Below are 21,027 nucleotides of genomic sequence, written 5' to 3'. Positions count from 1 at the left end.
TATTGCTCCTTTCATAGAAGAGTTGATAAAAACCACACAAATTCCCATTCTAAAGGAAGTGAGTGGATCTTTCAAGCCGCTATAAGGCAGGCAATCGGCAAGTTTGTCTAAAATTCGACGAAGACAGCGAATTCATTGACTTTAGAGACAAAGTTAAATAACATACTCTTAGTCGGAACTAATAAAGAGAGGTTTTCAAACATGAACGAACAGAATCAAAAACCGAAAAATTTCACCGGCATTGTTGTCTTTTTAACAATTGCCATAAACGGCTTAATTGCTTTATTATTTTTCATGCCAAAAACAGATAAATTTAGTCATCTGGATATTACATTTCTGCCGTTACTGAATGCCGTGATGAACAGTTTTACGTTTATCTTTTTACTTTCAGCGCTCATTATGATTAAACAAAAGAACATTAAAGCCCATAGACGATTTATCTTTGCGGCTTTTTCAACAACGCTTGTCTTTTTAATTTCGTATGTGACGTATCATTCAATGGCAGCTGATACACACTTCGGGGGAGAAGGAATCATTCGTCCGATTTACTTCTTTATTCTCATCACACATATCGTCTTATCTGCCGTCATTGTACCGCTTGCACTGATCACTCTCTTTAGAGGCGCACAAATGCAAGTCGAACGTCATCGTAAAATTGCAAGATGGACCATGCCTCTTTGGCTCTATGTCAGTCTAACAGGTGTCATCGTATATATTATGATTTCTCCATACTACAGCTAACGTATGTCCATCTGGGCATACGTTCTTTTATTTACAAGATGAAGTGCTTTGGATAAAATGGGAATTGGGTATCCGACTTGCACGGTATCTTCCCACCTATAGAATCACATCATGTCTGGCCGTTTGCTCGTTTGGAGAACACAATTGAACGAAACGGGGGTTATATGATGACTGAACAATTGCAGTACAAACCGGGGCTTGAAGACATTGTGGCAAGCGAAACGTCAATTTCGTTCCTAGATGTCCAGCAAGAAGAAATTGTGATTCGCGGTTATGACCTCATCGAGCTGGCACAAAGCAAGACGTACTTAGAAACAGCCTATCTGCTCATTTATGGAAGATTACCAGATGCAATGGAATATCACCAATTTCAGCAAGATATTTCCTCACAAACAAGCTTACATCCAACCATTCAAACCATTTTGACAAAACTGCCAAAAACCACTCACCCAATGGATGCCATGAGAACGTGTTTATCTGCTCTTGCAGGGTACGATGAACAACTGAATGATCGATCAGAAGCATGCCAGCAAGCGCGTGCCGTTCGATTACTTGGCCAGCTACCAGCGATTGTTGCGGGAAGCTATCATATTCTCACACAAGACACCACACCTACTCCAGACCAGACCAAATCCTACACTGAAAACTTTCTAGCGATGTTAACAGGCCGCACTCCGGCACAAGACGAAATCAAAGCATTTGACCAAACGCTCACGCTTTATAGTGAGCATGAGCTGCCGAATTCAACATTTGCAGCAAGAGTCATTGCATCTACTCATTCTGACATGTATGGTGCTTTTACTGGAGCGATTTCTTCATTAAAAGGTGACTTACACGGAGGCGCAAACGAAGCAGTCATGCACATGCTGCTCGAAGGCAAAACAACAGAAGGTTTCCTTGCGCTCATTGAACGTAAATTAGCCGCAAAAGAAAAAATGATGGGCTTTGGACACCGAGTATACATGAGAAAAATGGACCCAAGAGCGGCTCTTTTAAAACGATCATTGAAAACGCTTACCGAATCAAAAGGAGACACGACGCTTTATGACATGTGCGTCGCAGGCGAGGCATACATGAAAGAAAAGAAAAACCTCTATCCAAACCTTGATTATTACGCAGCACCTATTTATTACGTGCTCGGCATTCCTATTTCACTTTATACACCGATTTTCTTTGCTGCGAGAGCAAGCGGATTAGCAGCGCATGTCATCGAGCAGCATTCACACAATCGGATTTTTAGACCGAGAGTAAGGTATTTAGGACCAAGAGGATTAAAAGTCTCAAATGATGATGGAAAAACGGGGGAATGAATATGAATAAAACAGCAGTAGCCAATCAAACAGACCAACTATTAGAAGATATCGCAGCCTATGCCGTGGATGGAGAAATTACGAGCAAAGAGGCCATTGAAACAGCTCGGTATGTACTCATGGATACACTCGGCTGCGGAATGCTGGCGCTCAACTTTCCAGAATGCACGAAGCATCTTGGACCAATCGTACCTGGAACTGTTGTCCCTAACGGAGCAAGAGTGCCCGGCACTTCATTTGTGTTAGATCCTGTTCAAGCGGCTTTTAATATAGGATGTATGATCCGCTGGTTAGATTATAATGACACGTGGCTTGCACAGGAGTGGGGCCATCCCTCAGATAACCTGGGCGGGATATTGGCTGTAAGCGATTATATCAGCAGAACGAGGCTTGCAAACGGAGAAGAACCGCTTTCGATGAATGACGTACTGCATGCGATTGTAAAGGCACATGAAATACAAGGTGTGCTTGCTTTAGAAAATTGTTTGAATCGAAATGGCTTGGATCATGTTCTTTTTGTCAAGGTGGCATCAAGTGCAGTTGTTTGTGCAATGCTTGGCGGAACGAAAGAAGATGTGCAGCATGTGTTATCACAAGCATTTGTGGATAATTCACCGCTTAGAACGTACCGGCATGCCCCGAACACAGGATCAAGGAAATCGTGGGCAGCAGGGGATGCCACAAGCCGTGCGGTGAGACTAGCGATGATGACATTGAAAGGAGAAATGGGCTATCAAACGCCCCTCAGTGCAGAAAAGTGGGGGTTTGAAGATGTGTTAATGAAAGGAAAACCACTCACACTTGCCCAGCCGCTCGGGTCATATGTGATCGAAAATGTACTCTTTAAAATTGCCTATCCAGCAGAATTTCATGCGCAAACTGCCGCTGAGGCCGCTGTCATTCTACATGATGCGGTAAAAGACCGTTTAGATGAGATTGACAGGATTGAGATTACGACACATGAATCAGCCATTCGAATTATTGATAAAAAAGGACCGCTTTACAACCCGGCAGACCGTGACCATTGCTTGCAGTATATTACGGCCATTGGGTTAATCTATGGTGAGCTGACCGCTGATCATTATGAAGAAGAGACGGCGCAGAATCCGCTCATTGACCGTTTGCGTGATCAAATGATCGTCAAAGAAGATAAACGGTATACAGAAGACTATTTAGATCCGAAAAAGAGATCAATTGCAAACTGTGTTCAAATCTTCTTTAAAGACGGAACGATGACAGATCGAATCGAAATTGAATATCCGCTTGGTCATCGCAGAAGAAGGCAGGAAGGGATCCCGCTGCTTGAAAAGAAATGGGTATATGATTTGAAAACGAGATTTCCACAAAAACAAGTCGATCAAATTGTTTCACTTTGCCAAAATCCAAATCAATTAAAAACCACGACAGTACCAGCATTTATGGATTTATTTGTCATATAAGGGGGAGCTAGTGTGTGGATCGTGAATGATGAAGTAAATCAAGCTGACTTAGCCGCAGCTTTTAAAGAGCAAATGCACAAATCCGCTTTATTTCAAATTCCAGGCGTTCACGATGGAATGTCTGCGCTCTATGCGAGGAAAATGGGATTTCAAGGGCTTTATTTATCGGGTGCCGCTTTTTGCGCAAGCAAAGGGCTTCCTGACCTCGGTATGATTCATTCCACTGAAATGGCAGAAAAGGCAAAGGAAATCATTCGAGCTTCTCAGCTGCCTCTTTTAGTTGATATGGATACTGGCTATGGCGGGGTATTAAATGCAGCTAGGGCAGCAAAAGAAATGGTGGAGAGCAAGGTAGCGGCTGTTCAAATTGAAGATCAGCAAATGCCGAAGAAATGCGGACATTTAAACGGAAAATCACTCGTTTCTGTAGAAGACATGATGGCGAAAATCAAAGCGATCAAACAAGCGGCACCTACACTTCTCGTCATCGCAAGAACGGATGCGAAGTCAGTAAACGGGATGGAGGATGTCATTCACCGGGCGAATCTCTATCTAGAAGCAGGAGCAGATGCCATTTTTCCTGAGGCGCTGATTACAGCAGAAGATTTCACGTATGCTTCAAACAATATAAAAGGGCCGCTCCTTGCAAACATGACGGAGTTTGGAAAAACACCTTATTATCATACAGACGAATTTTCTATGTTTGGCTTTCAAATGGTGATTTATCCAGTGTCATCCCTGAGAGTTGCTGCAAAAGCGTATGAGCGTTTATTTACAGAGATTAAGGAAAAGGGGACGCAGCAGGGGATGCTGGAGGACATGCAAACGAGAAAAGAGCTATATGAAACGATTCATTATGATGAATATGAAGAAATGGATCAGCATTTAGCCAAAACGATCCTGCCGGAAATCGGGAAAGAGCATTCATAAAATGAAAAGCACTTCCATGAAGGAAGTGCTTTTCATTTTATGATAATTAAGAATGAGCTATATAAAATTAGTGAAAAGTGTTAACTTTAATTAACACTTTAATAGTGCGTAGTCGGTTTTATTTCTAATATGCCTTTCGTTGTAAAAAAATACCTTATCATTTAGAATATAGAATAATGAGCGTTTTGAAAAACTTGAATATTTAAGACTAATATAATCAAAATAGTTTAAGTAGGTGTTTAAATGAGGGATAAAGAAGTTTTTTATAAAGATATTGAAAAAAGAGCACAAACTATTTACGAAGGTTATCAATATATAATGAAAAGTAGTTTAACAAAGGACATGTCTATTTCAAAAACTCAATTAAATTTCTTTCTGAGAAATGATGGGCGTTTAGGTGGAAAAGCTTGGTGTAAAAATAATATTGATTATATAGAAATAAATACAGGAGTAATTGACAATTTCTTTGATTATTTTTATGATTTTGCAGAAAAGCTAAATCAAAAGTTCATAAAAAACCTACCTTTTAAAAGAGATGAAAATAAAGGAGATGATGGATCATACTCTCTTCTTTTACAAGATGAAAATAATGGAGGAATTATACTAAATAATGAAACAATAGATTATAATTTAGCAAGTTTGCTTACTGTATTTGTATCAAGGTTCATTTTAACTCATGAATTGGGTCATTTACTTAATGGTCATTGTAAATATTTAAATGATAATAACGATATAAATTATATCCCTATGTACTATATTAATAATAGAACTAATAATATATCTCCATTAGATATTAGAACTATGGAAATGGATGCAGATGCTTTTGCAGCCACAGATAGTTTTAGAAATTTATTGATATTATATAATAATTTTGAAGAAAAAGTTGATGCTGCTTTAATGATAAAGCCAATTGATTTGTTTTTTTGGTGGTCTTTTGCAATTAGAAGTAATTTCTTAATTTCTCAACGTATATTGAATGATGAAGAGTATACGCCTGATAGGACACACTTACCAAGTGTAGCCCGTTTTGTCCTAATATTATTTTCAATTATAAATAGTGTAGATAGTGGTATTTACAAAATAAATTATCGCAGTGGAGACAGTGAAGAAGGGCTATTAAAAAATATCATAGATGGAGCATTTTATGCTGAAAAAAATTATAATTCAAATTTTTATACAGATTATGCTATGACAGAGACTATGGAAAACGAAAAGTATACAAATGCAGTATTAGAGATGCAAATGAACTGGGATAATTTAAGAAATAAACTAATCAGTTTTTCAAGGCTTCCACTGTATAAAAGGAAAAAATAAGATTTCTACATTAGAATGAACTTTATTCATAACCCCACTTTATGAAAATTTGAACACTAAAAGATAGTGCAAAAGAATCTTCATACAGATAGGTGAAAATAATATTTCAGCTTTCTTCTCATTGATATAATCTAACTATGTTAGGGCTGTCTATATCAATGAGAAGTGCTTTTTTTACGATGATGGTGTGGATGATGAAGCCAATTTCATCTTTTCTTCAACTGTTTTCGTTTTTTCTTTTACTTTTTCAGCATAAGTGAAATCACCGTAGCAATACGGATAGCGGAAGTTATCTTTGTCGCCCCCGCATGTATAGACTTCAGGGTTTCGCTTCACTTGCTTTTTGGAGTATTGCTTTGCCAATTTTTCGGAATGTTTTCCCCCGTTTTTTGCAACAAAATCAATATAGCCGATTCCCATGTTATAGCTTTGAATAATGGTTTCCAAATCAACGCCTTTTTTCTTCCCATGCTTGTACATGGTTGAAAAATGATGGACTCCTTGTTTAATGCTTTTCTGAGGGTCATTGATTTCATTTCGTTTCAAACCAAGAGATTCAGAGGACTGCATTGGATCTCCGCCTCTGCCTTTTGATTCTTGATACATCATACCGAGAATTAACGCGGTATATTGATCTAAATCTTGATCTCTTAACTCTGTTTCTACAAGCGGTTTGTAATCATCCAGTCTCGACAAAACAATTGATTCCGTATCAATCGGCAGCTTTTTTAACTCCTTTTGATTAAAGGAAATGACAATGGCCGCTAATACGCAAACAAACAGAAAAATCGTGAAACAGCCTGAAATGGCAAAACATCCTGTTTTTTTCTTTTTCAAGGTCAGTTCACCCCTGTTTTGCCCCGCTTTTAAAAGGGAAGTACAGCCTTTATATTATGCCATATCCTGCACAGGATACCAAGTGAAAACCTTATATTCAATCATAGCCAAACGTAAATTCTGTTCTTGTTTTCAGTCTATAGCAGAAATAAACAAAACCGATCATGAGCCACACCATGCCGATGATTAATGCATTTGTACTGATGCTTGTTAAGAGCCAAATACAAAAAGCCGTTCCGCAAAGAGGGATGATGGCATACCTCAGTGTGTTTAATACACCTCTTTGTTTTTGTTTGATGAAATAGTAAGCGAAAACAGACAAGTTAACAAACGTAAATCCAATTAATGCCCCGAAGCTGATAAACGAGTAAATGACCTCAAGCTCACCAACAACTGCGGTTAACGAAAAAACACCAATTAATAAAATATTAAATACAGGCGTTTTCAATGTTGGGTGAATATAACCGAAGAAACGCTTTGGTAATGATTGATCTCTTCCCATCGCATACAAGAGTCTTGCGGCACTCGCATGTGATGATAGGGAGGAAGAGATGACAGCGACCATGGTGCCGGCTAAAAAGAATGAGTGGAGAAACGCGCCGCCCACAAATTCTGCAATTTCAAGTGATGCCGCATCTGGATGCTTGAACTGTTGAAAATTTGGAAACACCTGCTGTAAAAAATAAGAGGTGAGGGTAAACAGCACACCTCCAATAGCGACCGTTAAAAATATGGCGAGAGGAATCGTTCTTTTTGGTTTAATTGTTTCCTCAGACATGGTCGAAATCGCATCAAATCCTAGAAAAGAAAAACATAAAATCGTCGCGCCGGAAAAAATAAGGGCGGGATCTAAGCTCGCTGAATAAAACGGACGGGTTGATAGTATCTCTCCCGTGCCTGCATGCTGCGTGAGCCCATAAATAATAAACCCAACAAATGTCACAGCGACAATCACCTGAAAGGTCACAAAAAGCGCTGTAATGTTGGCTGTAAGACGTATACCGATTACATTGACAGTCGTTATGGCGATAGCAAGTATGATGATCCAAATGTAATGAGGTACATCAGGAAAGGCTGCGGTTAAATATGCACTTCCGATTGCAAAATTCACCATAGGCAAAAATAAATAGTCAAGCAATAGTGTCCATCCTACAAGGAAGCCGACGTGAGGATGAATACTTTTTTGCGCGTATGTATATGCAGATCCTGCTTTTGGAAAAGCCTTCACCATATTCCCATAGCTAAGCGCTGTCAATAGTAATGCCAGTAAAGTAAAGATATAAGCTGCAGCAACGTGTCCTTTCGTCAGCTGAGCAACAATGCCGTATGAATCAAATACGACAAGTGGGTCCATATAAGCAAGCCCGATCACAACAAGTGGAAAAACAGTCAGGCTGCGTTTTAGTCTTGGCTCTTCAGTCAATTTGCCTATCAGCTCCTCTAAAAAAATGAATAAATAATGCTCATTTTAAAAAGAATGCTACCACGTGTCAATGCTATTTGAATAAATCTTTTTTCAAAAGGTGTGGAAGCTTTGCATGCTACACGTTTTGGTATATGATGATACATAGAATAAGTCGTGAGTTGACTGACAAGAAAGGTGAAGCGAAATGAAGGAAGAACTGAATACAAATCAAGAACAGGAACGGATGGAGCTGGACGAAGAAAGTCTATTTCTTGTCTCCCAAACATTTAAAGCCTTATCTGATCCGACGCGTATTCGTATTCTGCATTTGCTGTCTCAAGGTGAACATTCAGTAAATGATATAGCAGAAACACTAAACCTTATGCAATCAACCGTATCTCATCAGCTGCGCTTTTTAAAAAATCTTCGTCTCGTGAAATCTAGACGAGCAGGGACCTCGATTTTTTACAGTCCTGAAGATCAGCATGTGATGGAAGTGCTTGAACAAATGATACACCATGCACAGCATGATTGAGAAAAAACCTTCCTACTTTTATATAGGAAGGTTTTTTATGCATGATGTACTTGGGTTGATCGTTTATTTGCTTTCATCATTTGATAAGAAAACACAATATAGTAAGCCGCTAGAAGGAAAAAGCTGAGTATTGTCAGCGCATCATCGCTGACAATATGCTGATACAATTCAACGATATCCATTTTGGTGATCGCATGTGTTGTCAGATTGACCGATTTAAATGCAAGCCTAGATAAAAACAAACATAAAATAAAGCTTTCAATCCATTTACTTGTTTTCATATACAGCCGGCCATTTTCTAATTTCATCTGAATCGTCTGATAGGCGTGAATGGCGAGACTGCTCCCGAAGATCATGCCAATGACGGCATAGATAAAAATACTGTGATTTTGCCATCCTTCTGATAAGAGAATAAGGGCAGTGAGACTAAATACATACATTCTCATGAAAAGATTTACCGGGCGCACAAGCTGATAGCGTCTCATTCGATTCATTCGAATGATGATCCAGACGAGCATGACGATCCCGATCATGAACAACTGCCATACGTAATGTGTCATGATGCAACCTCCTCCTGCACAGGCAGGGATGTAAACGAATGCTGGCTGTTACTTATCATTACCATTCTTTCTTTTTTTATCAAATCAAAACCTATATTTATGAAAAAGAGGAAAAGTCATGAAAATCGATCGCATTTTGTCCATTGTGATGATACTGATTAGCAAACGGCAAGTACAGGCGAAAGACCTAGCTGAACTACATGAAGTGAGCGTGAGAACCATATACCGTGACATTGATACGATCAATCAAGCGGGGATTCCAGTTGTCACAAAACAAGGTGCAGGGGGTGGAATTTCACTCGTTGACGACTATCGTCTAGAGAAAAAATTATTCACTGATGATGATATTGAACTGATTTTAACAGCTCTTGAAAGCATTACGAGTGCATACACCTTTAAAGAAAGTGAACATGTACTAAAGAAAATGAAATCCCTGATCCCGCCTCAAAATGAAAAACAGCAACATGTATTTATTGATTTAAGCTCTTGGGGGAAAGACAGCTATTTAGAAAAGAAGCTCCAGCTCATTCATACCGCTGCCACAGCGCATCAATATATCCAGTTCACCTATCGCAATGCAAAAGGCGAAACACTTCCTAGAAAAGTAGAGCCTTATACACTTGTCTTAAAAGGAAGACACTGGTATTTGTATGCGTATTGCTGCGTGAAAAAAGCGTTTCGCCTGTTTAAACTCAAAAGAATGTCAGACCTTATCACCCATTCAGTATCTTTTCTTCCTAAACGAATAAAAAATGAAGAAAAGCCTTGGAATGATTCTTGGCACGAAGAACCTTCCGTCAGTACACTAACGCTCAGGTTGACTGAAGATTCTGTTGGTAAAGTGAAGGAATGGATAGATGAAAATGAATTCACCGTATGTGCAGATGGTACGTATCTTGCCACAATCACGTTGCCTCAGGATGATTGGTTATATAGCTTTCTTTTTTATTTAGGGCCAGATATCGAGATTGTCTCTCCGCTATCCGTTCGGGAAGCATTTGATCTCAAGTTGAAACAATTTCAAAAACCAAAAGGAACTTGACACAATGTTGTCAGGTTTCTTTTTATATGATGGAAAAAAAGGAGATGAGAATGTATGTACGATATCGTGATTTTACAGAAACAATGGATCAAGGGATTATCTGTTCGAACAACAAACGAAATGGAGCAAACAAACGAGCGGAAGATTGCACCGCTTTGGCAGCAATTTTTCACGCAGCAGCTTCGCGGAGGACATGCGCCAGTCATAGGACTGTATTCAGATTATGAAAAGGATGAAAATGGCGCTTATTTGTTCACAGCGGGGCAATTGGTTGACCAGCAGCTAGCACAAGATGCAAAAGAGATTCCAGGCTCCACCTACGCAAGATTTCAAACGAGAAAGGGCCCGATTGAAGAGGTTGTGTTTGAAACATGGCAGCAGATTTGGAGTTGGGATCAGCGTTATTTGCGAACATATACTGGCGATTTTGAATGGTACGACGAACGATCGATTGATCCAAAAGAAGCGCAAATTGATATTTATATTGCAGTCGATGAAAAAATAGTTGCTAAAACTAATGCTATTAGTTAATATAAAACTAACGACATTAGTTTTAGGGGGAAAACAAGATGAGATTGACAACATTTGACCGTTTGCACCAGCTTACATTAATGCCGCGTATTTTTCCGGTAAATTGTTATGTATTTGAGGAAGAGAATGAACTCATCTTAATTGATGCAGCTTTGAAAATGGCAGCAAGCTCGATAATTGAATTTGCACATCAATTAAACAAACCCATTAACAAAATTATTCTGACTCATAGTCATATGGATCATATTGGCGCACTAGATGAAGTGAAAAAGGCTTTTCCAGAGGCAGTTGTTTATTTATCGAAACGAGATGCTCGCCTGTTTGCTGGCGATTTCTCTTTACTTCCTGGTGAGCCAGAGAAAAAAGTCAAAGGCAGTTTTTCAAAAGACATTCACACAAAACCAGACGTGCTTGTTGAAGAAGGGGACGAGATTGGGTCCCTGAAAGTCATTGCCACACCAGGACATACACCAGGAAGCATCTCTTTATACGATGAAAAGTCAGGGGTTGTCATTGCGGGTGATGCAGTTGTGACAAAAGGCGGTTTATTTGTAACGGGTGAGTTTCGCTTCACCTTCCCATTCCCGGCTTTTGCCACTTGGGATGCAGAAACAGCACTAAAAAGCGCTGAAAAATTACTGGCACTTCCCTTGTCTTGTCTCGCAGCAGGGCATGGTGATCTCATCATAGAGCCTGAGGCAAAGCTCAGAGCCGCTATCGAAAAAAGGAAGCAGCAGCTACAAAAGGGGGGACAGTAAGCCATGTCTCCAAGAATGGGTATCACACAAGAAAAAATTGTTGAATCTGCCATCGAATTTGTCGATGAAGAGGGCTTTTCCGCTTTGACTATTGCTACATTGTCCAAACGGCTTAACATCAGACCACCATCTCTTTACAACCATATATCCGGTCTTCATGAAATACAGGCAGCTCTTGCTGTCAAGGGGCTGACAATGCTTTGTGAGGCCGGCAAACAAGTAACAGCGGGGCTGGAAAAAGAAGACGCTGTTTTAGCATTTGCAAGACAATATGTTCAATTTGTTCGTCAGCATCCTGGTCTTTATGAGGCTGCTTTTTCACATATGAATGAAAAAGAAGTCAGTGTGGCTGCAGAGAATCTTGCTGATTTTGTCCAATCCATCATGTCTCGTTTTGGTGTAAAAGAAGAGGACATGACGCATGTCGTCAGAGGGCTCAGAAGCTTACTGCACGGTTTTGGAGATATTTCAAATAAAAAGGGATTTCAACGGAAAGAACAGCTTGAAGATAGTGTGGGCTATGCGGTCCGTCTTTATATTGCAGGCATCAAAGAGCAAGAAGATCTGTCTCATTGACAGGTCTTTTTTATGTATCGAACCGATATGATGAAGGAGATGTAAACAAATCAAAACATTTTTTGGGCAAAAAACCAATAAAGATTTGACAGTTTTGTGAAACATGGTATGCTTATTATGTGAAATAATTCACATAGAGGAGTAGAGGCAGATGAAAAGAAAGCCTGTTTATGTGGAAACAACCATTCAAGCACCTATTGAAAAAGTATGGGAGTATACGCAAAATCCAAAGCTTCATGAACAATGGGATTTGCGATTTTCGACCATTTCATTAAATGGACCTAGTGATGAACAGCCCCAATCCTTTTTGTATGAGAAACACCTTGGATTCGGCATTAGTGTAACTGGGACAGGAGCGTATCGAACGAGCGTGAAGGATGAGCGTCATGAAAGAGCATCCTCACTTCAATTTAAATCATCACACCCTTTGTCTTTCATCAAAGAAGGCGGAGGGTATTGGAAATACATGAAAACGAATGATCACATTGTGTTTCAAACGCAATTTGATTATGAAACAAAGGAAGGAAAAGGGTGGAAATGGGCAGACCGTTTGTTTTTTCGACCAATGATGGGGTTTATGACTGCCTTTAGCTTTGGCGCATTAAAGACGTGGCTTGAAAAGGGCACGCATCCCCGGTTGCTGCTAGAGAGAACACTTGCCCATTATGGCATTTGTTTGTTGTTTGCTATCGTCTGGTTATGTCAAGCGATCATTCCTTTTTCACCTTCTGCTTTTGATCATAGCACCGGATTTCGATTGTTTTATGCGCTATTAGGTGTATCATGGCTCATGCCTAAACTGCCAAAGAAATATATATTCATCCTTCAAAGCATCTTTCTGCTGCTGATGCTTGGTATCGGGATTTTATCGCCAGAAACGACTCTGCACGAGCCGCTGGTGCTGAGTGCATTTTTGATTTTATCTGTTGCAGGAATGATCAACTTAAAAGATTGTGTAGATGTGTTTTCGATCAAACGAAAAAGGGGAGGTAGACATGGTCGTTCATCATCATCAAGTAAAGGACTACGATAAGCTGCATCCAACATTAAAAGAACGTTATAACCGCGCGTTTACGGCCGAAGGCATCATGGAGGAAATAGGAGGCGGGACAAAGCTCATCCGATTGTTATTCAAAATCGGCCCATTGTTTCGCTGTTTTTTTCCTGAAAGAGGGCGAAATATTCCCTTCCAAATTGTGAACAAGCCTTTTACGACAAGTAAGGGAGAAGAAGGGATGCACTGGTTTCGAACGTTCTATTTTCCTGACAAGGAAAGACATTTTGATGCAGATATGATCATTGATCAGAAGAGCCATCAAGTACTGGACTACTTTGGAAAACCTAGGCTTCTTGTGTCAGAGCTTCATTTTACAGTCACGGAAAAAGGGTTCTTGCACATTCAATCAGGTAAGCAAAAGTTTTTGCTGTTTGGGCGAGAGTGGCCACTGCCTTCTTGGCTTTACGGTGAATCTGATGTAACAGAAGGGTACGATGAGCGTGCAGGTGAGTATACGATTGATGTTCAAGTGAAAAATCGCCTTTTTGGCACTCTTTTTACTTATAAGGGCCGGTTTACGGAAAGGGTGTCACCTTATGAATAAATGGTATTTGATGTGTAGCATCGTGTTGATGTCTTGCTTTCTCGTTACCCGTTTGACGACAGCTCCCATACCAGAATTTTTTGTTTTGATTGCGATTTTATTCTTTCTTCCCGCTTTCTTACACTTTTTTTATCAGGAAGAGAAGAAAAGGCAGCAGGAGGGGCTGATCGGCTTCATAATGAAAGCCTTTCCAGTAGCAGCTCTATGTGCAACAGGCGCATTCATCTATCATTCTCTTTGGCTTGCATTGGGATGGCTTTTCTTTACAATGATTCTGGCTTTATTTGGTTTCACCCGTTTGCTGAAAAGAGGGGCCCATCCGCTTCATGAGCTGATGATCGATGGCGCATGTATGTATATCGCTCTAGGTGGGCTTTGGTTCTGGCTGTACACAGCAGATATACAAGTGATGACATTTTCACCGATGATTGTTCTTTTGACAGCTATTCATTTTCATTATTCGGCTTTTTTTATCCCAATCTTTTATGGCTTATTAGGAAGGCAGCGCAAAAAAGAGACGACGTTATACAAAGTGGGCGGCTGGGTTATTTTACTGTCGCCAGTGATGATTGCTGTTGGAATCAGCTATTCTCGCCTGTTTGATACGTTCAGCGTCATTTTGTATGTGATCGCACTTTATTTGTATGGAATTTTGTGTATGAAAACTTCTTTTCGTTCAACTGTCGCAAAAGGGTTCGTTGTGTTTTCTAGCATCATGTTAATGGGAACCATCGTCCTATCATTCCTTTATTCTGCCGGAATGCTTTTACATGTTACCTACATCAGCATAGATCAAATGATTTGGTTTCATGGCAGTATCAATGCAAGTTTGGTTATTTTACCAGGCCTCATTGGATGGTTGATTGAAAGACCAGCTGATCGATTGAAACAGAAGGATTTTCCGGTATCGAGAGTTCACGGTCGTTTTCAGATCATGTCTTTTCAACATGACGACATGCAGCATGATGAGAAGATTGGTTTAGTCGATTCTCTTGACCAATTAAATGGAAAGGCATTTTCAGCAGAGAGTGTGTCACCTGTTATTCGCAGATTTTATGAGGACCCGATGTCCTTTACGTTAAAAGCAGCCGTCTGTTTTCATTGGTGGGTAAGGCCGTTTGTCTTTTTGCTTCAACCTGTTTTTAGACAAATAGGACAGCTCTATTTAGGGTCATCACGAATGCCATATGAAATGCCGGGGAGTCTTTCAAGATTTCAACATCCTCTTGAAGAAAGGCAGAATGTACGTGTGTGGATCAGGCGCAATGAGAAAGGCGAACAAGTCTTTTATGCGCTCTATGCCCAGCACCATGATGAAGAGACAGTCTATATGAATATTGCTTTGCCGCTTCCTTTTTCACAGCTTACGGCTATTTTAAAACCTTTGAATGAAAAGGAAGATTTTCTATTAAAAAGTAAAAGTCCAAAAGGCAGTACGGGTGATGAAGGATTGTATTTGCATACGTCTTTCATCACCATGAAACTGCCAATGGAAGAAAGCTTTCATATGAAACCGGAGACGGAAAAAAGTCTCACAGCGATTCATCAAATGAAGCTATTCGGTATTCCTTTTTTAACGATTCAGTATCAAATCGACAGTGAAAGCCACTCATCTTAATCAATGATGTCGCATGGTTCACCGTGACGAATGATGTTCACAATCGCTTGCCCATCACTCGGATGATGATCTGCATACTGTACTGGCAGTAAAGCAAAAAATACATAGTAGACTGAGAAGTAAGCAAATTGATAGAAAAATTGATGTTCTGGCAGGAAATCGTTGGCGATCATTGTGTTCAATATGAGAACACTGAGCAGGTTGCATAATGATCCGCCTAAGTAGACAAGAATGTGTGAGAAACGGTTATTTCTCCTCATTTCTTCATAGTGGCAAAATGCATCTAGAAAATAGATTCTTCTAATTTCAACGACGCCTATTTTCAATACTTTTTTGCCTCGACCAAGCGCAAACGAAACCTTTGCTCCAAACAGCCAGGCGACTACAATGTGACCCAGCTGATGCAAGATGGCAACGATAGGAAGAATGACGAAAAACGACCAGCAAAACGTCCACATATCTGATAATGTAAACAAGTGTTAACCCTCCCCGAAATATTCGAGAGGAAGCAGTAGGATTATTTGCCATTTTACCGAATTCATTTTCATGATGCAAACATTTAATAGACTACTATAAAATCATTATGTAAACTAAAAAGGATTTTCAATGAATAGGCTTTTTAACTCTTTCTTTTAGAAGAGTAGGGTGTGCTACAATTAAGACATTAGTGGAAAACAAGTGGTCATCTAGCAGAAGAAAAATGTGACCTTTTTATGAAAGATTGAAAGGGAGAGAGATTCTAATGGCAGATATTGAACAGTTTTTAGCGTTAGACATTCGTGTTGGGACGATAGTAGAAGCAGAATTTTTTGCAGAAGCAAGAGTGCCTGCTTTCAAGCTGAAGATTGACTTTGGGGATGAGATTGGCATAAAACAATCTAGTGCACAGCTGACAAAACGTTATCAGGCTGAGAATCTCACTGGGAAACAAATTATTGCAGTGGTCAATTTCCCGCCAAGAAGAATTGCCGGGTTTAAATCAGAGGTACTTGTTTTAGGAGGCATGCCGTCAAAAGAAGACGTTGTCCTGCTTGCCACTGATGAGCCGGTTGAAAATGGCACCAAAATAGGGTAATAAAAAAGACATCTTCATCAGAAGATGTCTTTTGCGTATTGAGGCGGAATAACCACACGCCACATTCGTGTGTGTCTCAAAGAGACGTGTTACCCGACTTACACAATTCAGCTCATCGCTTGATTAATATAGCATGGGATTGGTATGAATGCAACCATTATTTGAGTTCTCTTTGTTTTTGGAAGAAAAAAAGAAGGTTCATATCCTCATATCATAGAAAAAATGACAAGAAATCAATTATTTGGATTATTTTTTCGAAAAATATTGAAAAGTCAGATCATATTTTATAAAATGAATTCATCTTAGTTTGTTTAATCGATAAACTAAGATGTCGATCATCTATTGATCTATTGTTTAAAGCGAATGATTTGCTGCTATGTGGGCTAAGCTGAAAGAAAGAGATGTTCAGCTTCATTTTTACAACAAATTGAAAGCGCTTTATTTTCGACCTATTGATTGCTGCTGCCCTGCACCATCTGTCCGTTAGAAGAGGCTAAGTGAAGAAGGGAGAAAACTCATGGTGAGTGAGAATTTAAAGAAGATTCGTATGTCTGAAAAAGTGGGGTATGCTTCAGGAGATTTCGCATGTAATTTAATTTATGCAACTGTCTCTACGTATCTATTATTCTTTTATACGGATGTCTATGGATTATCAGCAGCAGCAGCAGGGACGATGTTTTTGGTGGTTCGGGCCATCGATGCGCTTGCAGATCCGTTTATTGGGGCGATGGTTGACCGAACGAACAGCCGTTTTGGCCGGTTTAGACCTTATTTGTTATTTGGTGCGTTACCTTTTGCCGTTCTTGCCATTCTTTGTTTTACGACACCGGATTTTTCCGAAATGGGAAAACTCATTTATGCGTACATCACGTATGTTGGTTTATCGCTTACATACACGTTCATCAATGTTCCTTATGGTGCTTTAACTTCCGCAATGACAAGAAATAACCAAGAGGTCGTCAGTATTACGTCTGTTCGTATGCTTTTTGCAAATCTCGGTGGGTTAGTTGTTGCTTTTTTTGTTCCGTTTCTTGCGACGTTTTTGAGTGATACAACAGGAAATACAGCACTTGGCTGGCAGATCACGATGGCATTTCTCGGTGTACTTGGGGGCGGATTACTGATTTTCTGTTTTAAAAGTACGAATGAGCGCGTCACACTTCAAAAGCCAGAGGAAAAGATCAAGTTCAGTGATCTCTTTGTCCAGTTACGAGTGAATCGTCCGCTTGTTGTGTTAAGCATTTTCTTTATCATTATCTTTGGTGTGAACTCGATCAGCAACTCAGTCGGGATCTATTATGTGACGTATAACCTAGGCAGAGAAGATTTAGTGAAGTGGTACGGCCTGATTGGCAGTCTGCCAGCTTTAATGGTGTTGCCGTTTATTCCTAAGCTGCACAAGTTGTTAGGAAAGAAAAAGCTGCTGAATTATTCATTATTGCTGAATATTGTAGGCCTTCTTGCATTACTTGTGATCCCGCCGAGTCAAATCACTTTAATACTTATTTTCAGGCTCGTTGCGGCTGCAGGGAGTATTACAGCAGGTGCTTACATGTGGGCACTCATTCCTGAAACTGTTGAATATGGCGAATATAAAACAGGGAAAAGGATGGGCGGACTGATCTACGCAGTGATTGGATTCTTCTTTAAATTTGGGATGGCCTTAGGCGGCATCGTTCCAGGGCTTGTCCTTGACCGATTTGGTTATATTGCAAACCAAGTGCAAACACCAGAAGCTTTACTGGGCATTTTAATCACGACAACGGTGATTCCTGTATGCTTACTAATTTTAGCGATGGTTGATATTAATTTTTATAACCTAGATGAAGAAAAACATAAAAAAGTCGTACGAGAGCTTGAGAATAGAGACAAGGTGTATATCGATCATATGGACGATTTTAAAATGTAGCTCTCTGAAAGAGGAGGAAATTCAATGAACATTACCAATCCAGTGCTCAAAGGGTTTAACCCTGACCCAAGTATTTGCCGTGCGGGAGAGGACTATTACATGGCGGTTTCTACATTTGAATGGTTCCCGGGGGTGCAAATTTATCACTCGAAGGATCTCGTCCACTGGCGGCTCGCCGCGCGTCCCTTGCAAAAAACTTCTCAACTCGATATGAAAGGAAATCCTGATTCCGGCGGGGTTTGGGCGCCGTGTTTAAGTTATGCGGATGGTCAGTTTTGGCTCATCTATTCAGATATTAAAGTAGTAGATGGTCCGTTTAAGGATGGTCATAATTATTTGGTCACAGCTGACGAAGTAGATGGCGAGTGGAGCGATCCGGTTCGGCTCAATAGTTCTGGGTTTGATCCTTCCTTGTTCCATGATCCAAGCGGAAAGAAATACGTGTTGAATATGCTGTGGGACCATCGAGAAAAACATCACTCCTTTGCAGGTATAGCCTTGCAGGAATATAGTGTATCTGAAAAAAAACTGGTCGGTGAGCGGAAGGTCATTTTTAAAGGCACGCCAATCAAACTGACAGAAGCCCCGCATCTTTATTACATCAATGATGTCTATTATTTATTAACAGCTGAAGGGGGCACACGTTACGAACATGCAGCCACAATCGCCCGTTCCTCGCGTATTGATGGGCCGTACGAGGTTCATCCTGACAACCCAATTTTAACGACTTTTCATGCGCCTAGCCATCCACTACAAAAATGCGGGCATGCTTCCATTGTACAAACGCATACAAATGAATGGTATATGGCTCATCTGACTGGCCGCCCAATTCATTCAAGTAAGGAATCCATTTTTCAGCAAAGAGGCTGGTGCCCTTTAGGAAGAGAGACAGCCATACAAAAGCTTGAATGGAAAGATGGCTGGCCGTATGTGGTAGGCGGAAAAGAGGGGCTCCTAGAGGTTGAAGCGCCTGCGATGAGCGTAAAAGAGTTCTCTCCAACCTATCACATAGTCGATGAATTTAAAGATTCATCGTTAAATAGACATTTTCAAACATTAAGAATCCCATTTACGGATCAGATTGGTTCAGTGACGGAAAATCCTCATCATTTAAGGCTGTATGGGCAGGAATCTTTAACGTCTAAATTTACCCAAGCGTTTGTTGCGAGGCGCTGGCAAAGCTTTTATTTTGAAGCAGAGACAGCGGTTTCCTTCTTTCCGAAAAATTTTCAGCAAGCGGCAGGTCTTGTGAATTATTATAATACGGAAAATTGGACTGCACTTCAGGTGACTTATGACGAGGCGCTTGGCCGTATCCTTGAGTTATCTGTGTGTGAAAATCTGGCCTTTTCTCAGCCGCTAATTAAAAAAATCATCATCCCAGACGAGATTCCGTATGTGTATTTAAAAGTGACCGTTCAGAGAGAGACGTACACGTATTCTTATTCTTTTGATCAACAAGAGTGGGAAAAAATAGATGTACCGCTTGAATCGACCCATTTATCAGATGATTTTATTCGAGGAGGGGGGTTCTTTACAGGGGCTTTTGTCGGAATGCAGTGCCAAGACACAAGCGGCGAACGTCTGCCTGCCGATTTTAAGTATTTTCGATACGAAGAAACAACTGAATAAAAAAAGACAACACTCTAAAGGCTGTCTCTCTTTAACATGTATTCCATTATGGTGAAGGCGTGACATCACGCAAAAAAGCTTCAGTGACTAGAGATGTCATCCCTAAGGCTGGTGCGTTTTGTCCTAATGACGAAGGAAGCAGCTCCACCCGTGAGCTGAATTGTGCATCCATTCTAGAGGATACTTCATCTTGAATGACACTTAGAACGGCCTGCTCAGATTCAATGACCTTGTTTCGTAATATAACGGCTTGTGGGTTGAAGGTATGCAGAACGTTTGTGAGACCTACCCCAATGTAAAAGCCAAAGTTACGCAAGGCATTGAGTGTCTTCATATCATTTAACTTCGCCAGCCGCTCAATATCTTGATAGGTGAATGGCTGACCATCTGTTTGGAGCGATTGGAACAGTGCTTTCTCAGATGCATACAGTTCCCAGCAACCACGATTTCCGCAGCTACATATCGGTCCATTAAAGTCGATCGTCATATGTCCCATTTCACCAGAAAAACCGTTCGTGCCTCTATATAAATGATGATTGATAATGATGCCTATTCCAATACCAGTGCCGATACTTGCATAGATCAGATGGTCATAATGTTTAGCAGCACCGAAGATTTTTTCACCGTACGCACCGGCATTTGCTTCATTCTCGATAAAAACCGGTACTTGGAATGTGTCTTGGAGACTTGTTTTTAGATCGACATTTTTCCATTTTGAATGAGGCGTAAACACAATTTGTTCATCTGCATCGACCAGACCTGGTATACAAATCCCTATACCAATCAGCCCGTATGGGGAAGAAGGAATATGTGAACGTAACTGCTGAATCAATTTAATTAATATACGGACGGTCACATCAGGTGTGCTGGATGGGAGCTTGAGCTGCTCATCATGAATAATCGACCCTTCAAGGTCTGTTAAAATGCCGTTGACATAATCAACACCGACATCAATGCCGATAGAGTAACCTGCACGTTTATTAAACATGAGAAGCACGGGTCTTCTTCCGCCGCTAGATTCGCCTTGACCGATTTCATAAACAAGATGTTCTTTCATTAATGTACTCACTTGAGAAGAAACGGTCGATTTATTTAACCCAGTGCGTTCAGATAATTTTGCTCTGGAAATTGGTGCATGGTGCAGAATTTCGTTTAGCAATAGCTTTTGATTTATTTTTTTCACAAAGTTCTGATCCGCAATATCCATTGTATCC

General features: G+C 40.3%; 21 protein-coding genes. 16 read left to right on the top strand and 5 right to left on the bottom strand.

Annotation, left to right across the window (positions count from 1 at the left end; genetic code table 11):
- Positions 1–201 precede the first annotated feature (201 nt).
- The 5 genes from NST24_RS09830 (at position 202) to NST24_RS09810 (ending at position 5,734) form a co-directional block, all read left to right on the top strand.
- The gene (locus NST24_RS09830) at positions 202–741 is read left to right on the top strand and encodes a DUF420 domain-containing protein (RefSeq protein WP_008346516.1); all 540 of its coding nucleotides are present in this window, start codon (positions 202–204) and stop codon (positions 739–741) included.
- A 167-nt stretch (positions 742–908) separates the two neighbouring features.
- On the top strand, positions 909–2,051 hold the full coding sequence (mmgD, locus tag NST24_RS09825; protein ID WP_019743303.1) for a citrate synthase: 1,143 nt from the start codon (positions 909–911) through the stop codon (positions 2,049–2,051).
- Between the two features lie 2 nt (positions 2,052–2,053).
- The gene (locus tag NST24_RS09820) at positions 2,054–3,490 is read left to right on the top strand and encodes a bifunctional 2-methylcitrate dehydratase/aconitate hydratase (RefSeq protein WP_342461707.1); all 1,437 of its coding nucleotides are present in this window, start codon (positions 2,054–2,056) and stop codon (positions 3,488–3,490) included.
- A 12-nt stretch (positions 3,491–3,502) separates the two neighbouring features.
- Positions 3,503–4,420, top strand: a complete 918-nt coding sequence (gene prpB / locus NST24_RS09815; RefSeq protein WP_058336748.1) for a methylisocitrate lyase — start codon at positions 3,503–3,505, stop codon at positions 4,418–4,420.
- Between the two features lie 243 nt (positions 4,421–4,663).
- Positions 4,664–5,734, top strand: coding sequence for a hypothetical protein (locus tag NST24_RS09810; protein WP_281201267.1), 1,071 nt, complete (start codon positions 4,664–4,666; stop codon positions 5,732–5,734).
- Positions 5,735–5,908: 174 nt separating this feature from the next.
- Here NST24_RS09810 and NST24_RS09805 read toward each other — a convergent pair whose 3' ends face one another.
- Both NST24_RS09805 and NST24_RS09800 read right to left on the bottom strand, forming a co-directional pair.
- Positions 5,909–6,571, bottom strand: coding sequence for a lysozyme family protein (locus tag NST24_RS09805; protein ID WP_017359484.1), 663 nt, complete (start codon positions 6,569–6,571; stop codon positions 5,909–5,911).
- Positions 6,572–6,668: 97 nt separating this feature from the next.
- Positions 6,669–7,994 carry an APC family permease gene (locus NST24_RS09800; RefSeq protein WP_017359483.1) on the bottom strand — a complete coding sequence of 442 codons (1,326 nt, stop codon included), beginning with the start codon at positions 7,992–7,994 and terminating at the stop codon, positions 6,669–6,671.
- 187 nt (positions 7,995–8,181) lie between these two features.
- Here NST24_RS09800 and czrA point away from each other — a divergent pair, with 187 nt between their 5' ends.
- On the top strand, positions 8,182–8,511 hold the full coding sequence (gene czrA, locus NST24_RS09795; protein ID WP_007500691.1) for a Zn(II)-responsive metalloregulatory transcriptional repressor CzrA: 330 nt from the start codon (positions 8,182–8,184) through the stop codon (positions 8,509–8,511).
- Positions 8,512–8,546: 35 nt separating this feature from the next.
- Here the strand turns inward: czrA and NST24_RS09790 are convergent, their stop codons facing one another.
- Positions 8,547–9,071, bottom strand: coding sequence for a mother cell-specific membrane sporulation protein (locus NST24_RS09790; protein ID WP_144665611.1), 525 nt, complete (start codon positions 9,069–9,071; stop codon positions 8,547–8,549).
- 118 nt (positions 9,072–9,189) lie between these two features.
- Here NST24_RS09790 and NST24_RS09785 point away from each other — a divergent pair, with 118 nt between their 5' ends.
- From NST24_RS09785 to NST24_RS09755, 7 genes are all read left to right on the top strand, one after another.
- Positions 9,190–10,113 carry a YafY family protein gene (locus NST24_RS09785; protein ID WP_217967064.1) on the top strand — a complete coding sequence of 308 codons (924 nt, stop codon included), beginning with the start codon at positions 9,190–9,192 and terminating at the stop codon, positions 10,111–10,113.
- A 54-nt stretch (positions 10,114–10,167) separates the two neighbouring features.
- A complete protein-coding gene (locus tag NST24_RS09780; protein ID WP_041507089.1) occupies positions 10,168–10,644 on the top strand; it encodes a GyrI-like domain-containing protein in 477 nt (158 codons plus the stop codon).
- A gap of 38 nt (positions 10,645–10,682) precedes the next feature.
- Positions 10,683–11,402, top strand: coding sequence for an MBL fold metallo-hydrolase (locus NST24_RS09775; protein ID WP_217967065.1), 720 nt, complete (start codon positions 10,683–10,685; stop codon positions 11,400–11,402).
- 3 nt (positions 11,403–11,405) lie between these two features.
- Positions 11,406–11,978: a TetR/AcrR family transcriptional regulator gene (locus tag NST24_RS09770; protein ID WP_138278622.1), complete on the top strand. Its 573-nt coding sequence runs from the start codon at positions 11,406–11,408 to the stop codon at positions 11,976–11,978.
- Between the two features lie 151 nt (positions 11,979–12,129).
- The gene (locus NST24_RS09765; RefSeq protein WP_342461706.1) at positions 12,130–13,011 is read left to right on the top strand and encodes a hypothetical protein; all 882 of its coding nucleotides are present in this window, start codon (positions 12,130–12,132) and stop codon (positions 13,009–13,011) included.
- Positions 12,974–13,579 carry a DUF4166 domain-containing protein gene (locus tag NST24_RS09760; RefSeq protein ID WP_135009153.1) on the top strand — a complete coding sequence of 202 codons (606 nt, stop codon included), beginning with the start codon at positions 12,974–12,976 and terminating at the stop codon, positions 13,577–13,579. The genes NST24_RS09765 and NST24_RS09760 overlap by 38 nt, the downstream gene beginning before the upstream one ends.
- Positions 13,572–15,197: a YndJ family protein gene (locus tag NST24_RS09755; RefSeq protein ID WP_342461705.1), complete on the top strand. Its 1,626-nt coding sequence runs from the start codon at positions 13,572–13,574 to the stop codon at positions 15,195–15,197. Before NST24_RS09760 ends, NST24_RS09755 begins: the two co-directional genes overlap by 8 nt.
- Here NST24_RS09755 and NST24_RS09750 read toward each other — a convergent pair.
- Positions 15,194–15,673: a hypothetical protein gene (locus NST24_RS09750; RefSeq protein WP_007500681.1), complete on the bottom strand. Its 480-nt coding sequence runs from the start codon at positions 15,671–15,673 to the stop codon at positions 15,194–15,196. The two genes, NST24_RS09755 and NST24_RS09750, sit on opposite strands and share 4 nt — an antisense overlap.
- A 266-nt stretch (positions 15,674–15,939) precedes the next feature.
- Here NST24_RS09750 and csaA point away from each other — a divergent pair, with 266 nt between their 5' ends.
- The 3 genes from csaA (at position 15,940) to NST24_RS09735 (ending at position 19,813) form a co-directional block, all read left to right on the top strand.
- Complete coding sequence (csaA, locus tag NST24_RS09745; protein WP_017367427.1) at positions 15,940–16,272, top strand: chaperone CsaA; 333 nt, start codon at positions 15,940–15,942, stop codon at positions 16,270–16,272.
- A 517-nt stretch (positions 16,273–16,789) separates the two neighbouring features.
- On the top strand, positions 16,790–18,181 hold the full coding sequence (locus NST24_RS09740; RefSeq protein ID WP_041092855.1) for an MFS transporter: 1,392 nt from the start codon (positions 16,790–16,792) through the stop codon (positions 18,179–18,181).
- A 24-nt stretch (positions 18,182–18,205) separates the two neighbouring features.
- Positions 18,206–19,813, top strand: coding sequence for a glycoside hydrolase family 43 protein (locus NST24_RS09735; RefSeq protein ID WP_342461704.1), 1,608 nt, complete (start codon positions 18,206–18,208; stop codon positions 19,811–19,813).
- Between the two features lie 46 nt (positions 19,814–19,859).
- Here NST24_RS09735 and NST24_RS09730 read toward each other — a convergent pair whose 3' ends face one another.
- A complete protein-coding gene (locus NST24_RS09730) occupies positions 19,860–21,020 on the bottom strand; it encodes an ROK family transcriptional regulator (RefSeq protein ID WP_342461703.1) in 1,161 nt (386 codons plus the stop codon).
- Positions 21,021–21,027: the final 7 nt, after the last annotated feature.

This window comes from Bacillus sp. FSL R5-0286, from assembly GCF_038593245.1.
Lineage (GTDB): Bacteria > Bacillota > Bacilli > Bacillales > Bacillaceae > Bacillus > Bacillus altitudinis.
This window is presented reverse-complemented; position numbering and strand designations above follow the sequence as displayed.